General features: G+C 34.3%; 13 protein-coding genes. 7 read left to right on the top strand and 6 right to left on the bottom strand.

The features are described from left to right. The first annotated feature begins 131 nt into the window (after nucleotides 1-131). The gene (locus tag FF52_RS14570) at nucleotides 132-1,454 is read left to right on the top strand and encodes a M16 family metallopeptidase (RefSeq protein WP_035691622.1); all 1,323 of its coding nucleotides are present in this window, start codon (nucleotides 132-134) and stop codon (nucleotides 1,452-1,454) included. A gap of 12 nt (nucleotides 1,455-1,466) precedes the next feature. Then, nucleotides 1,467-3,515, top strand: coding sequence for a M16 family metallopeptidase (locus tag FF52_RS14565; protein WP_008466654.1), 2,049 nt, complete (start codon nucleotides 1,467-1,469; stop codon nucleotides 3,513-3,515). Between the two features lie 159 nt (nucleotides 3,516-3,674). On the opposite strand, the gene FF52_RS14560 is transcribed toward FF52_RS14565, so the two are convergent. Continuing rightward, nucleotides 3,675-4,541 carry a DMT family transporter gene (locus tag FF52_RS14560; RefSeq protein ID WP_035691618.1) on the bottom strand — a complete coding sequence of 289 codons (867 nt, stop codon included), beginning with the start codon at nucleotides 4,539-4,541 and terminating at the stop codon, nucleotides 3,675-3,677. A gap of 102 nt (nucleotides 4,542-4,643) precedes the next feature. Between FF52_RS14560 and FF52_RS14555 the strand changes: the two genes are divergently transcribed. Further along, nucleotides 4,644-5,021 (top strand): heavy-metal-associated domain-containing protein, encoded by a 378-nt coding sequence (locus tag FF52_RS14555; RefSeq protein WP_008466652.1) that lies wholly within the window; start codon nucleotides 4,644-4,646, stop codon nucleotides 5,019-5,021. 294 nt (nucleotides 5,022-5,315) lie between these two features. Here the strand turns inward: FF52_RS14555 and gldD are convergent, their stop codons facing one another. From gldD to mutY, 4 genes are read right to left on the bottom strand one after another with little or no spacing between them, the layout of a single operon-like run. Next, nucleotides 5,316-5,876 carry a gliding motility lipoprotein GldD gene (gldD, locus tag FF52_RS14550; protein WP_008466650.1) on the bottom strand — a complete coding sequence of 187 codons (561 nt, stop codon included), beginning with the start codon at nucleotides 5,874-5,876 and terminating at the stop codon, nucleotides 5,316-5,318. Next, nucleotides 5,869-7,173: a gliding motility-associated protein GldE gene (locus FF52_RS14545; protein ID WP_008466648.1), complete on the bottom strand. Its 1,305-nt coding sequence runs from the start codon at nucleotides 7,171-7,173 to the stop codon at nucleotides 5,869-5,871. Before FF52_RS14545 ends, gldD begins: the two co-directional genes overlap by 8 nt. Before the next feature lie 27 nt (nucleotides 7,174-7,200). Next, on the bottom strand, nucleotides 7,201-7,641 hold the full coding sequence (locus FF52_RS14540) for a single-stranded DNA-binding protein (protein WP_008466647.1): 441 nt from the start codon (nucleotides 7,639-7,641) through the stop codon (nucleotides 7,201-7,203). Between the two features lie 36 nt (nucleotides 7,642-7,677). Further along, a complete protein-coding gene (gene mutY / locus FF52_RS14535) occupies nucleotides 7,678-8,724 on the bottom strand; it encodes an A/G-specific adenine glycosylase (protein ID WP_008466645.1) in 1,047 nt (348 codons plus the stop codon). A gap of 140 nt (nucleotides 8,725-8,864) precedes the next feature. Here mutY and FF52_RS14530 point away from each other — a divergent pair, with 140 nt between their 5' ends. The 4 genes from FF52_RS14530 (at nucleotide 8,865) to FF52_RS14515 (ending at nucleotide 12,791) form a co-directional block, all read left to right on the top strand. Next, nucleotides 8,865-9,155: an HU family DNA-binding protein gene (locus tag FF52_RS14530; protein WP_007805026.1), complete on the top strand. Its 291-nt coding sequence runs from the start codon at nucleotides 8,865-8,867 to the stop codon at nucleotides 9,153-9,155. Between the two features lie 380 nt (nucleotides 9,156-9,535). Further along, entirely contained in the window at nucleotides 9,536-11,080 is a 1,545-nt protein-coding gene (locus FF52_RS14525; protein WP_008466642.1) for a ribonuclease E/G, read from the top strand. Nucleotides 11,081-11,228: 148 nt separating this feature from the next. Beyond that, nucleotides 11,229-12,017 (top strand): hypothetical protein, encoded by a 789-nt coding sequence (locus FF52_RS14520; protein WP_008466640.1) that lies wholly within the window; start codon nucleotides 11,229-11,231, stop codon nucleotides 12,015-12,017. A 12-nt stretch (nucleotides 12,018-12,029) separates the two neighbouring features. Next, the gene (locus FF52_RS14515; RefSeq protein WP_008466639.1) at nucleotides 12,030-12,791 is read left to right on the top strand and encodes a hypothetical protein; all 762 of its coding nucleotides are present in this window, start codon (nucleotides 12,030-12,032) and stop codon (nucleotides 12,789-12,791) included. Nucleotides 12,792-12,793: 2 nt separating this feature from the next. Here the strand turns inward: FF52_RS14515 and pbpC are convergent, their stop codons facing one another. Then, nucleotides 12,794-15,169 carry a penicillin-binding protein 1C gene (pbpC, locus tag FF52_RS14510; protein ID WP_008466636.1) on the bottom strand — a complete coding sequence of 792 codons (2,376 nt, stop codon included), beginning with the start codon at nucleotides 15,167-15,169 and terminating at the stop codon, nucleotides 12,794-12,796. Nucleotides 15,170-15,235: the final 66 nt, after the last annotated feature.

The raw sequence follows: 15,235 nt of genomic DNA, 5'->3' as shown, positions 1-15,235 counted from the left end.
AAAAGATTGTTAAAATAGCATTTATTTGAAAACAATTCTGCAATACATAACTAAAAAAAACTATTTTTGATGTAACTAAAATCAACTCTTGTCTACCTACTATTGTTGATATTTTAAAATTATTAATCTTTATGAAAAAATCAATAATGATGTTAAGTGCAGCATTAATGCTTGGCGGAGTGGCTCATGCCCAAAAAGTAGCTTTTGAAGAATACGATTTAGACAATGGATTGCATGTCATTTTACACAATGATCCTTCTGCTCCTGTTGTTATCACCTCGGTAATGTACCATGTTGGATCAAAAGACGAACGTCCCGACCGAACAGGTTTTGCACACTTCTTTGAGCATTTATTATTTGAAGGAACTCAGAATATAAAACGCGGGGAATGGATGAAAATCGTTACCGCAAATGGTGGAGTTAACAATGCTAACACTTCTGACGATAGAACGTATTATTATGAAGTTTTTCCCTCTAACAGCTTAGAGCTTGGCTTATGGATGGAATCTGAAAGATTAATGCATCCTATCATCAACAAAGTTGGCGTAGATACACAAAATGAAGTTGTAAAAGAGGAAAAAAGAATGCGTTACGACAATCAGCCGTATGGAAATATTCTGGCAGAGGTTAAGAAAAACATGTTCAAAAATCACCCTTATAGATGGACGACTATCGGTTCAATGAAAGACTTGGACGCGGCAACTCTGGAAGAATTTCAGGCTTTTAATAAAAAATTCTACACACCAAACAATGCCGTTTTAGTGGTTGCCGGAGATTTCGAAAAAACAAAAACAAAAGAATGGATTCAGAAATATTTCGGACCAATTCCAAGAGGTGAAGAAGTTGAAAAGCAAACTTTTACTGAAGAGCCAATTACACAAACCATTAAGGCTACTTACGAAGATCCGAACATTCAGATTCCGATGATTGTGGCTTCATACAGAACGCCTTCAATGAAAACTAGAGACGCTAGAGTATTAGACTTAATTTCTTCTTATTTGAGTGATGGGAAAAGCTCTAAACTTTACAAAAAAATAGTTGACGATAAAAAAATGGCGCTACAGATTGGCGCAGTAGGATTTAGCCAAGAAGATTACGGAACATACATTCTTTACGGCCTGCCGATGGCTCCCTACACCATTAATGATATTTTAAAAGAAATGGATGAGGAAATTGTAAAAATCCAAACCGATCTTATTTCTGAAAAAGATTATCAAAAATTACAGAACAAATTCGATAACAATTATGTAAACGCCAATTCAAGCGTGGAAGGAATTGCAGAAAATCTTGCTTCGTATTATTTACTTTATGGAGACGTTAATTTGATCAATACCGAAATCGACATCTATCACTCGATTACAAGAGAAGAAATTAGAGAAGTTGCCAAGAAGTATTTGAACCCGAATCAGCGTTTGATTTTAGATTATATTCCAGCAGCCAAATCTCAAAACTAAGAATATCGAATCATGAAAAAAATACATACTTTTTTAATCCTTATTTTCCTAACTGGAATTATGCAAGCACAAGATCGTCCACAACCCAAACCAGGAAATGCCCCAGTAGTCAACATCAAAAAACCCCAGACCTTTGTTTTAGCAAACGGTATGAAAGTTTTGGTTGTTGAAAACCACAAATTGCCAAGAGTGAGCTATACACTTACTTTAGATAATGCTCCATTTACTGAAGGAAATAAAAAAGGGGTTGATGAATTAACTAGCAGCTTAATCGGAAACGGAACCAAAAAAACAACTAAAGAAGCTTTTAACGAAGAAATTGATTTTTACGGAGCTAATATCAATTTCACTTCTCAAGGTGCTTATGCAAGTACATTATCAAAATATTCGGGACGTGTTTTAGAACTTTTGGCAGAAGGAGCCTTACAGCCAAATTTCACTCAGACAGAATTTGACAAAGAAAAAGCAAAACTTTTGGAAGGATTAAAAGCCGACGAAAAAAGCGTTCCTGCCATTTCAAATAGAGTCGTAGATGTTTTGGCTTTTGGAAAAAATCATCCTGCAGGAGAATACCTTTCTGAAGAAACTGTAAAAAATGTTACGCTGGCAGATGTTCAAAACAATTACAATACTTACTTTGTTCCAGAAAATGCTTATTTGGTGGTTATTGGCGATGTAAAATTTAAGGAGGTAAAAACAGCTGTTGAAAAATTATTCAGCGGATGGAAAAAACAAGCAGCGCCAAAAAACACTTATCCAAATCCGACGAATGTTTCAAATTTACAAATAGATTTTGTTGACGTTCCAAATGCCGTTCAATCTGAAATTTCATTGGTGAATACTATTAATTTAAGAATGAGCGATCCTGATTTTTTCCCAGCAGTTATTGCTAATCAAATTTTAGGAGGCGATTTTAACAGTTATTTAAACATGAATCTTCGCGAGCAGCACGCATGGACTTACGGTGCAAATTCAAGCATTGGAAGCGGAAAATATGTAACTAAATTCAAAGCGTCTTCGGCCGTTAGAAATACTGTTACAGACAGTGCAGTTGTTCAGTTTGTAAAAGAAATTAAAAGAATTAGAACCGAAAGAGTTGATCCAGAAGTTTTAAGAAACGTAAAAGCAGGTTATATAGGAAGATTTGTAATGCAGGTTGAAAAACCTCAAGCTGTTGCACGTTATGCCTTAAATATTGAAACAGAAAAACTTCCTGCTGATTTCTACGAAAAATACATTCAAACCATCAATAACGTAACTGCTGATGATATTTATCGCGTTGCCAACAAATACTTTTTATTGGACAATATGCGAATTGTTATTGTTGGAAAAGGATCTGATGTTATTCCTGGTTTAGAAAAACTTCAGATTCCGATTTCGTATTTCGATAAATACGGAAATCCAGTTGAAAAACCATCAGCAAAAAAAGAAGCACCAAAAGATATTAGCGCAAAAAAAGTTTTTGAAAACTATATTAATGCTATCGGCGGAGAAAAAGCAGTTACAGCTGTAAAAACATTATATATGAATGGTTCCACAACGATTCCGCAAGCTCCTACCCCATTGACTTTTACATCTAAATTAGATTCAAAAGGAAAAATGATGGTTTCGCTTTCTATGGGAACAATGAATTTAATGAAACAGGTAGTTAACGAAAAAGGCGCTTACGTTGAACAGCAAGGGCAAAGAAAAAACCTTGAAGGCGAAGATTTAGCTGAAATGAAAGCCAATGCAGCTCCTTTTGAAGAATTGCAGCTTGTAAAAAGAACCGATCTAAAAGTAGAAGGAATTGAACCAATTAACGGAAGCGATGCCTATGTCATTAAAGACGGCAAAACAAAATATTATTACGACGTTAAATCAGGATTAAAAACTGCCGAATCTAAAGTTCGCGAACAAGGCGGAAAATCAGTTGAACAAATCACTAATTTCAACGATTACAAAGAAGTAAAAGGCGTTAAAGTTCCTTTTAACTTAGTTCAAAATGTAGGCTTTGAATTGGATATCAAAATGTCTGATATCAAGATTAACGAAGGAGTTTCTGAGAAAGATTTCCTTTAAGATGCTAAGGTTCTAAGGTTCTAAGTTGCTAAGATTTTAAGGCTTTGTCAAAGTTCGAAACTTTGACAAAGCTTTTTTATTTCATCATGTTTGTCAGACTGAGTGGAGTCGAAGCCAATCCACTTATAACTCATTAATTTATAATTCATAATTCAAAAATCACTTCTTAGCCGACAGATAAACTCCAATCAAAATAATAAAAGCACCAACAGACTGAATTGGCGTCAGGAATTCATTATCCAATAATCCCCAAAAAAATGCCACGATCGGAATTAAATACGTTACTGATGTTGCAAAAACTGGCGATGACATCTGAATCAATTTAAAGAAGAGAATGTTCGCGATTCCTGTTCCTAGAATACCTAAAATTGCCACAAAAAGTATAGAATGCTGTGTTTCTGCAAAATGTATTTTTTGGCTAATATCGGTTGTGCTCAAAATAATTAATGCTGGTAAAAGCAAAACCGCAAAATTTCCTGTTGTTATACTCACCGAATTTAAATCGTGTAGATATTTTTTAATCAGATTGACGTTGATGGCGTAGCTAAGCGTTGCTATAACCACTAGTAAGACATAGAAATAATTTTGAGTTCCACTTGCAGAATCTCCACTTAAAACCAAAAGCAGACATCCTAGAAGTCCAACAAAAACGCCCAAAACTTGTCGTTTTTGAAATTGAATTCCAAATGCTATAATTCCTAAAACCAAAGTATTTAAAGGCGTTAGCGAATTTAAAATCGCCACAATAGAACTATTTACCTGAGTTTCTGCAATAGCAAAAAGATACGCTGGCATGAAAGTTCCGAAAAGCGAAGTTATGGCAACAAATTTCCATTGACGGCGTGAAATCTTTTTTAGACTATTAAACCCTACAATTAGCAAAAACAACGCAGCAAAAATAATTCGGAACGATCCTACTTGAACAGCGGTTAAACCAACCAATCCTTTTTTGATCAGAATAAAAGAGCTTCCCCAAATAAGAGAAAGAATCGCTAAGTAAATCCACTTTAACTGTTTTGTTTCCATAAATTGCATTTTACTGCAAATTTGTAATTATTTTACGAACTGACCTCTCTCTTTTTATTAATTTTGCAAACAAGTAATTAGCAATCTAAAATTTAATATATAATGAAAATTTCAAAAATCTTATTCGCTGCAGCAATCGCTGGTTTAGTGTTCGTTGGCTGTAAAAAAGCAGAAGACAAAAGTCTTGAAGTCGTAAATAAAGAAAAAAGTGCTCCAAAAGAACACAAACCAATCGCTGCTGAAAATCTTCAAACTGCAAGCTTTACAATTGACGGTATGACGTGTGCAGTTGGATGCGCTAAAACTATCGAAGAAGAATTAGCAAATCTTGACGGAGTTGAAAAAGCAACAGTTGATTTTGACAAAAAAACAGCAACGGTAAGTTTCGACAAAACAATTCAAAATCCAGAATCTTTAACTAAAGTGGTTCAAGAAACTGGAGACGGAAAAACATATAAGGTTTCGAATTTTAAGTCTTAAATTCGAACTTCAACGAAATAAAAATGGCTGTTTCTATTTTTGAAACAGCCATTTTTATTTTACTCTACACTGTTCCGTAGGAACATTTCGTTGGTAGAAAATTATATCATCATGGGCTTTTACGTTCCGTAGTAACGTCTGGTTTTGACTTTTTTTTGACAATTCTGCATATCAAACGTTCCTACGGAACGTAAAATATCTGGTTGTTTTTTTTTACCAACCAAACATTCCTACGGAATGAGACCCTAAAATATTAAAAATGAAAAAAGGATTCAAATCGAATCCTTTCTATTTTTACTTCCACTTCAACGTTTCCATCAAACGCTGCATATCATTTTTGACGTAACTCGCAGCAGGCATAATCGAATCAAAGTTTGGTTTTGCATAAAAGTACATCGAACCAATTAAAAAGTGTTTGGTACTGTCGGTAACGTAAAACTGAGAATTTGTCGCTGCATTTCCATCTACTTGGTAAAACATTCCATAAACCTTTTTCTCTGGATTTAAATATGGCTGTTCCAGAATATCATCGGCTTTAATAACGTGCTCATAAGTCAGTTTTTGAGCATCACGCAGTAATTTATCAATATTGCCATTTACTGGCTTGTACGTCAAATAAATGGTCGCTTTCATCTTTGGATACGTGATGGCAAAACCGCATTCTTTTTCTCCTTTGATAATCGCATCCTCGTTCATTTGAAAAGTGAACGGGCAAGTGTTTTCAAAATTCACATATTTTGCTTCTGGATAATCTAATCGCAGGAAACTAGCTGGTTTCGGAAGAACATCTTTTTTACAGCTTATAACCGTTAGCGCAAGCAAAATTGCTGTTATTGAAAGTATTTTGTTAAGCATTTTTATTTATGGTTACTTTTATTTGTTTTACACGCTTTTTGTCTACTGTTTCTACGGTGAAAATACAGTTTTCAAAAGGCACTTTTTGATCCTTTTTCGGGAAATTACCCAAAATCTCCAGAATAAATCCAGCCAATGTTTCGGCTTCCCCCTTATGAGATTCAAAAACATCTTCGTCAACATCTACAATTCTGTAGAAATCTTTCAAGTTTATTTTTCCTTCAAAAAGAAAATTATTTTCATCAATTTGCGAGAAGTTCAGATTTTCATCATCAAATTCATCACTAATATCGCCTACAATTTCCTCGATAACATCTTCTAAAGAAACCAATCCGGAAGTTCCGCCATATTCATCAACCACAATTGCCAAATGGCTTTTTAAACTCTGAAAATCCTTCAATAGATTATCCAGTTTTTTATTCTCAGGAACAAAGAACGCTTCTCTGATCAAAGAAGTCCAATCAAATTCTTCTTTATCAATATGAGGCAATAAATCTTTTACGAAAAGTACGCCTTCAATTTGATCGATATTATCTCGATAAACTGGAATTCTTGAAAATCCTGTTTCGATTATCTTAGGATAAATTTCTGCGAATGTTTCTGATATTTCCAATGCAAAAATATCAATTCTTGGACTCATTACCTGCTTTGTATCGGTATTTCCAAAAGAAACAATTCCTTCAAGGATTTTCTGTTCTTCTGTTGAAGTCCCTTCAGAATCCGTAAGTTCCAATGCCTGAGAAAGTTGATTGACAGAAAAATTACTTTTTTGCTTTCCTAATTTGTTTTGAAAATATATCGTAACAGCACGCATTGGCAAACTGATCGGAGAAAGCACTTTATCTAAAAATGCCAGCGGATAAGCGACACGTTTGGCAAATCGAATGCTATTTCTGCTTGCATAAACCTTAGGAAGCACTTCGCCAAATAATAAAATTAAGAAAGTAACCAGAATTACTTCTAGCGTAAATTTAAAAGCTGGTGAACCTACATTGGCAAAAATATTTTGTCCTATATACGCAAATAGGATCACTACTCCGATATTGAAGAAGTTATTTGCAACCAATAAAGTTGCTAGAAGTTTTTTAGGCTTATCTAATAAATTTGAAATAATTTTTCCTTTTGCAGGATTATCGTTTAAAGAATTGTCGATATCTTGCTGTGACAAAGAAAAAAGAGCAACTTCAGCACCAGAAACGATTGCTGAAAGAAATAACAAAACAAATATTCCGACGAAACCAATAATTAAATTGGCGTCAAGATTGGTAGAAAAAAGTAAACTGGGCTCTGGGTCCAAATTGCATAAAATTAGTTAAACATCACTCTAGAAAGGCAAATCATTAATTGGAAGCCCTTCGTTAGCAGCATCAAAGTTAGTATTTTTTGCCGACTCTACATCCTGGTTTTGTTTTGTATAAGCAGTTTCTTTTTTGGTTGTCAGAAAAGTAAACTCTGTAACCTGAATTTCGGTCGTATATTTTGTCGTTCCATCTTCTGTCTGCCACTGACGAGATTTTATTCTTCCTTCAACATAAATTTTATCTCCTTTAGAAAGATATTTTTCGCAAATCTCTGCGGCTTTATTACGCACAACCAAATTATGCCATTCTGTAGAGGTAATCTTCTCATTGGTCGTTTTATTGATATACACTTCATTTGTAGCCAGCTGAAAACGTCCGATGCAGTTTCCTCCATCAAAATAATGCATCTTTACATCATCGCCTAAATGGCCAATAAGCATCACTTTATTTAATGTTCCGTTCATAGTTTTTGGTGGTATTTCTACCAAAGATACATTTTTTTAGCAATTTATTTCTTGCTTTTCTATAAAATTATATATCGCAATAGGAAAAGGAAAGGTTTTTAATTTTTGGGAATCTATTCCGTTTTCGATTTTTTCTTGCACTTTGATTTTCCAGAATTGTATATGCAGATGCTGATGCGAAAGCTTATGTACAATGGTCGATTTACTGTAATCTTCTATACTTATAATAGTATATTCTGGAAAAATTTCATCTTTTGCTTTTTTGGAAACTTCGTTAAAACCAACAATTGATTCCGTTTCCAACAACGGAAATTCATATAAATTATGCCAGATTCCTTTTTGGGTTCTTTTCTGAATTAATGTGTTTCCTAAAACATCTTCCAAAATCAGATAATTAAAATATCGATTGGTCACTTTAAGCTTTTTAGATTTGACGGGAAGCATATTTACCTTTCCTTTTTGCAATGCAGCACAACTTTCATTGAAAATGCAAACAGAACATTCAGGGCTTTTAGGCACGCATTGCAGCGCTCCAAACTCCATTATTGCCTGATTAAAAAGCGCTGGATTATCCTTTGGCATTAATTCTTGTGCCAAAGCCGCGAACTCTTTTTTAGTTGCCGGAACCGCAATATCAGATTCGATATCAAAATAACGAGCCAATACTCTAAATACGTTTCCATCAACGACAGGAACAGGTTCATTATAAGAAAAAGAAGCTATTGCCGCTGCGGTATATTCGCCTACTCCTTTAAGCTTAAGCAGTTCTTTATAAGAATCAGGGAAAATTCCATTTAAATCATTACTTATATATTGAGCTGTTTTATGAAGATTTCGAGCACGCGAATAATATCCTAAGCCTTGCCAGAGTTTCAAAACCTTCTCTTCTGGAGCATCTGCCAAATGTTTTACAGTAGGAAATTCCTTTATAAATGAGAAAAAGTAAGGCATTCCTTGCACAACTCTCGTCTGCTGAAGCATAATTTCTGAGAGCCAAATTTGGTACGGATCGACGGTTTTTCGCCATGGCAAATCGCGTTTATTCTGTAAATACCATTTTATCAATATGTTATGAAAATTCATTGCAAAATACTTAGATTGCAAAAGTAAATGTTTATGTAATTAAAATTTAACGAATTAGCTTGATTAATTATTTTTTTAATTCCTATATTTGCAAACTCAAAAAAATAGTACACCATTTATAAAATAAAATAGGAAAGAAAATGACGAAAGCAGATATCGTAGCGAAGATTTCAGAGAAACTAGGTCTTGAAAAAGGAGACGTTCAAGCAACAGTAGAAACTTTTATGGAAGAAGTTAAGACTTCTTTAGAAACTGGAGACAATGTATACTTAAGAGGTTTCGGTAGTTTTATCGTTAAAACTAGAGCTGAAAAAACTGGAAGAAACATTTCTAAAAACACTACTATTAAAATTCCAGCACACAACATTCCTGCGTTTAAACCTGCAAAAGTTTTTGTAGAAGGAGTTAAAACTAACAACGAAGCAAAATAATATTAATTAACATAAATCTGACACAATATGCCAAGTGGTAAAAAAAGAAAGAGACATAAGGTAGCTACTCACAAACGTAAGAAAAGAGCGAGAGCTAACCGCCACAAAAAGAAAAAGTAGTTTTAAACTACTTTTTTCTTTTTAAACGTTCATTGAAATTGGAGTTTGATAGTCTCAGTCACACAATACAGTTTGCAGCTTAAACTGCTTACTGAGACTGAAAACTGGCAACTAACTCCACCGGGTTAATACCTGTTAAAATATTGTTTAATCCATCCTTACAATTCAGTTATGAGTTATGAGTTATAAGTTATGAGTTGTAAAACTTGAAACTTGAAACTTAAAACCTGAAACTAAAAGTCTGGATAAAAATTTACAGTGTGAATAAAGAATTAATCATTAGATCTAGTTCTGAAGCAGTAGATTTTGCCTTATTAAAAGATGGAAAACTAATTGAATTACACAAAGAAGAAGAAAAAAGCAACTTTCAGGTTGGTGATATTTTTATTGCCAAAATTAGAAAACCAGTTGCTGGACTTAACGCTGCTTTTGTGAATGTAGGTTTCGAAAAAGATGCCTTTTTACATTATCACGATTTGGGTCCAAATCTAGCTTCTCAGCTGAAATTCATAAAACTTGTAAGCGCAGGTAAATTAAAAGATTTCTCCCTAAAAACCTTTCAGTTTGAGAAAGAGATTGACAAAGATGGCATCATTACTGATATTTTAAGTGCCAATCAATCTGTCTTAGTTCAAGTAGTTAAAGAACCTATATCAACCAAAGGCCCAAGAATAAGTGCTGAGCTTTCTCTTGCCGGAAGATTTATCGTTCTAGTTCCTTTTTCTGATCGTGTTTCTATTTCTCAAAAAATAGAAGACAAAAAAGAAAAGGATCGTCTAAAAAAACTTGTTCTATCGATCAAACCTAAAGGATTTGGTGTTATTGTTCGTACAGTAGCCGAAGGCAAAAACGTAGCCGAATTAGAAAAAGATTTGCAGAACCTGCTTGGCAGATGGTCTGCAATGTGTAAAAAATTACCAACTGCTCATCATCCATCAAAAGTATTAGGAGAGCTTAACAGAGCTTCTTCGATATTAAGAGATGTATTTAATGATACCTTCAGCGGTATTCAAATAGATGATGAAGAGTTGTACCACCAAACGAAGGAATATCTGCAAGAAATTGCACCTTCAAAACAATCGATTGTTAAGTTTTATCAATCAAATGATACTCCGATTTTTGAGAAATACAATATAGAGAGACAAATCAAAACTTCATTTGGCCGAACTGTTTCCATGAGTAAAGGTGCTTATCTTATTATTGAACACACCGAAGCTCTTCACGTTATTGACGTAAACAGCGGAAACCGTTCTAATAAAGCGACCAACCAAGAAGACACAGCCATGGAAGTAAATATGATTGCCGCAGCAGAAATCGCTAGACAGCTTCGTCTGCGTGATATGGGCGGAATAATCGTAGTTGATTTTATCGATATGTCTAATCCAGAAAACAGGAAAGTTTTGTTCGACTTCTTGCGAGAAGAAATGAGCGACGATAAAGCAAAACATAAAATATTACCGCCGAGCAAATTTGGTTTGGTCCAAATTACAAGACAGCGAGTAAGACCAGAAGTGAATATCAAAACCAGAGAGGAAGATCCTAACAAACATAATGGTGAAATTGAAGCTCCAATTTTAATCATTGATAAGATCACCGCTGATTTAGAAAGACTTTTAAAAACCCACAACAAGGTTGTGCTTAATACACATCCGTTTGTGGCTGCATACCTCAGCAAAGGTTTTCCATCATTACGTTCAAAATGGTTTTTTGAACATAAGAAATGGGTGAAAATCATACCTCGTGACGCTTACACGTACTTAGAATACCATTTCTATGACAAAAAAGGAAATGTTATTACAGAATAAAAACATCAAACCGTCCCGACGCATCGGGACGGTTTTTTTATGCTTTTTCGGATCTCATTTTTATGTCCTATAATGGCATATAAAAAACTTCTATCAGCCATCTAATTATCTACCATACATTATGTTTGTCATATTTTAATTGATTTATATGACAGCTACTACATGTCTTTTTTCGTTAGCCAAAACAAAAAACATCCATTACCTGGTTATTCTTTTTTTGTTTTCATCCAAACTATCGGCACAAAATGACACTATTTATTTTAATTCGGAATGGAAAACTACTGTAAAAGATTCTGCTATTTATTACCGATTGAAACCTGTTAAAATAAAAACAAGAAAAGCCATTGGACGAAAAATACCATATATAGATTCTCTTTATGTTATTAAAGATTATTATGTAAAAAATAATGCATTGCAATTTGAAGGTTACACAAAAGATGTGGAGGGAAACGATAATGTCGGAAAAGCAAAATGGTTTAAGGAAGACGGCACTGTTCTTTACTCAAGAGATTTCAATAAACCTGCTCCAGGAACATTTAGAGTGCCCAGTCCGCCAATCACTTACATAAATTATAGCATCACTGACAAAAGTCTTCTAACTGCAGGTTATGAATTTTGCTTAGACTGCAAAACCAACAATAAACTATTTTTAGGCATTGGATACGGTGTCACAAATAGTTACAATGGGCAATATTATGGTTTACCCGATCTGCATTTATCACAAAACATCTCCATATTATTTGCAAAAATTGGAACCACCCACAAAAATGGCTATATAATGGGCGGACTATCACTAATGAATTTCATAGATTTAGGGTTTGGATATTCCTTACCGTATAATTCAGATAAAGCTCCGGCTTTTGAAGGATTTACGATGAGTATAAATTTAAGATTTACAAGAAATAGAAAAGCTTACAGCCAATTTATAGGCTACTAAATAATTTAAAAAATGAAAACCTGCATCACTATAATCTTCTTAATGTTACTTGCTCCATTGTCAGCTCAAAATGACACAATCTTTTTTGATAAAAACTGGAAAACAAGCAACAAGGAAATAGCTTTTTATTACCGAATTAAACCTTTAAAAGTAAAAACAAAAGATGCTATAGGTTATAAAATCAAAAACATCGATTCTCTTTTTGTTATTAAGGATTATTATCTAATCAATAATCAATTGCAATTTCAAGGCTATTCAAGTGATTATAAAGCGGAACAATTATTTGGCAGAGCGGAATGGTTTAACAAGGATGGAAAAATGATTGACTCCAACAATTCCAATTATAAGAAAAGCAATACTAATTCAAAATTTAAAATTCCAGAATGGCCAATTCTATATTTGAATTATTCAATTGCTGATAAAAGTCTTCTCACAGGAGGTTTAGAATTTTGCCTAACTCAAAGCAAAAATAAACTCTTTTTGGGCGCAGGGTACGGAATTACAAACAGCTATAATGGCAAATATTATGGACTTCCCGATATTCATTTATCATACAATACAGACTATCTTCTATTTGTAAAAGCAGGCAGTTCCTCTAAAAATGCTTATGCAGTAGGTGGTTTAACTGTATTTAATATGATAGATTTAGGTTTAGGGTATTCGTTTGCATACAACAAAGAAAAGATTCCAACTTATGAAGGATTTACTGCTTCAATCTCGTTTCGAATTTCTAAAAACAAAAACGTGTACACGAAACTCAACATCATACAATAAACCTATTCCCTCACAATTTCAATTTTTCTTCTAATTTCATTTCCGCTGGCATCCACAACTGTAATATAATGTGTTCCCGTTGTTGGAGCAATTGGCAATTCATGAAATGTTTTTGTTGTTGCTTTATAAACATCATCTACATACCAAAACAATTCTTTATCTTTTTCGGAATAAGCCACTTTTAAAATCACAGGCTGTACATTACTATTAAAATCTTTTGTCAAATAGATTTTACTATTCGCCTTTGGATAAATAAAATCCATTGTAGTAGTTTGCGTTCCTTCGCATCCTTCTTTGAATGGCGGTAAAGGCAAATATTCGATATGCTGGCTTTTGTAATACCATGCCATAACAGGAGGCAATACAAACCAGTTTTTAGTTACAATATTATCGATACTCTCGCAACTGCTGTTTACCTGAAACTGCTCTGTTTTGTCTAAATGAATTGTTCTGTGATAAGGACAAACTTTAGTCGATTTTCCTTTTTTAGTAACCCATTGCTTAATTTTCGGGCAATTATCCTTTGCCAGATAGCCACTTAAACGGCAAACCTCAACTTCGGCCAAATCATTATAAGGCGTATCAAACCATCTTTGTCTTGGCAGCAAATTAAAAACATCGAATAAAATTGGAGCCGCACTGGTTACTCCCGTCAAAGTTGGCCTTCCCTCACCTGTCGCATTCCCAACCCAAATTCCGACCACATATCTGGAATTGGTTCCAATTGCCCAAGCATCTCGGTTTCCGAAACTTGTTCCCGTTTTCCATGCAATTTTAAGCGAACTGTCGTAAAACTTCCAAGCTTCGTCTCCTTCGGGTCTATTAACCTCTTCCATTGCGTTGTAAGTCAACCAAATTGATCCTGCACCCAAAATATTCTTCTGATCAGTTTCCGAGCCAAGATCAGGCTTAAAATCGTTTTTATAGTTGAGTTCTGTAAATTCGTTAGTTCTGTATTTCGCTTGATGCTTTGTGTAATAATTTAACGTTGAAGATAAATTGGCGTATGTTCGGCATAAATCCCATAAGTTGCTTTCGGCACCTCCTAAAATTAGCGACAAACCATAATGATCAGGCGTTTTATTAATATTCTTTAATTTAAACTTTTGAAGCTCTTCGTAAAATTTATTTACAGTAAATTCCTGAAGCATTAAAACTGCGGGAATATTTAACGAACGGGACAAAGCACGATGTGCAGGCACAGCTCCGTCAAACGTTAAATTAAAATTCTGAGGCGTATATCCCGAAATCTGCGTTGGAATATCCGCCACTAAAGTATTCGGCAACAATTCGCCATCGTCAAGCATGGCACCGTACAAAAGTGGTTTCAAAATACTTCCTGTACTCCTTGGAGCATCGATAATATCAACATCTTTTTGATGGTCTTTATCCGTTGGAGAATTTCCAACATAGCTCATTACATTTCTATTCTGCACATCAATTACCAAAATGGCCAGATTATGAACTTCATTTTGTTTGTACTGATTATAATAATATCGTGCAATTTGATTAACTCTATTCTGCAAAGCATAATCAATTGTAGTTTTTACCCTTGTTCCTTCTTCATCTTTTGCCACTCTCTGCAATAAATGAGGCGCAATTTGAGGAAGATCATACGGTTTTTGAGGAAGAGGCTCTTCTACAGAAAGTTCATACGTCTGCTTGTCGATTATGCCTTCCTGATGAAGTTTTAGCAGAAGCCGGTTTCGTTTGTTTAATAATTTTATCTGATTCTTTCCTGGATAAATTAAACTTGGCGCATTGGGCAAAACGGCTAAAACTGCATTTTCCGCCCAAGATAATTGATTGGATTGTACGCCAAAGTAACGCCATGAAGCCATTTCTAATCCAACAACATTCCCTCCAAATGGTGCATGCGCTGCATACATTTCAAGAATTTCATTTTTAGAATAACCTAATTCTAATCTTGTAGCGAGAATAATTTCTATTATTTTTTCGAAATAGGTTCTGTTTTTTCCTTTTCGAGAAAGTCTGATTACTTGTTGCGTCAACGTACTTCCTCCTCTGACTACTTTTCCTGCTTTTCTATTTTGTTTAAAAGCATTTATCATCGCACCTGGATTAAATCCCGGATGTTTATAGAAATATTCGTCTTCAAAATAAACGATACATTTCTTGAATTTATCTGGAACGCTATCCTGTGCAGGAAACCGCCATTGTCCGTCACGAGCAATTTTAGCTCCTAGAAGTTCGCCTTCTCTGCTTTCTATTACGGTTGAATACGGTTCTTTGAATAAAGTTCGGGGTATCGAAAAATAGTAAATCAGCAAAAGCAGAAATGCAATTGCTGATTTTAGTTTGTTTTTTTTAATCCAGTTTATAATACTCTGGAGGAATGCTTTTAAATTATTTTTCAATACTTATTTTTTTTTCACCGCAAAGGCGCAAAGATTTACGCAATCCCGATAGCTATCGGGACGCAA

Origin of the sequence: Flavobacterium sp. F52 (genome assembly GCF_000278705.1) — a bacterium.
GTDB classification, from domain to species: Bacteria; Bacteroidota; Bacteroidia; order Flavobacteriales; family Flavobacteriaceae; genus Flavobacterium; species Flavobacterium anhuiense.
The sequence above is the reverse complement of the archived record's forward strand: the minus strand, read 5'-3'. Positions and strand labels throughout refer to the sequence as shown.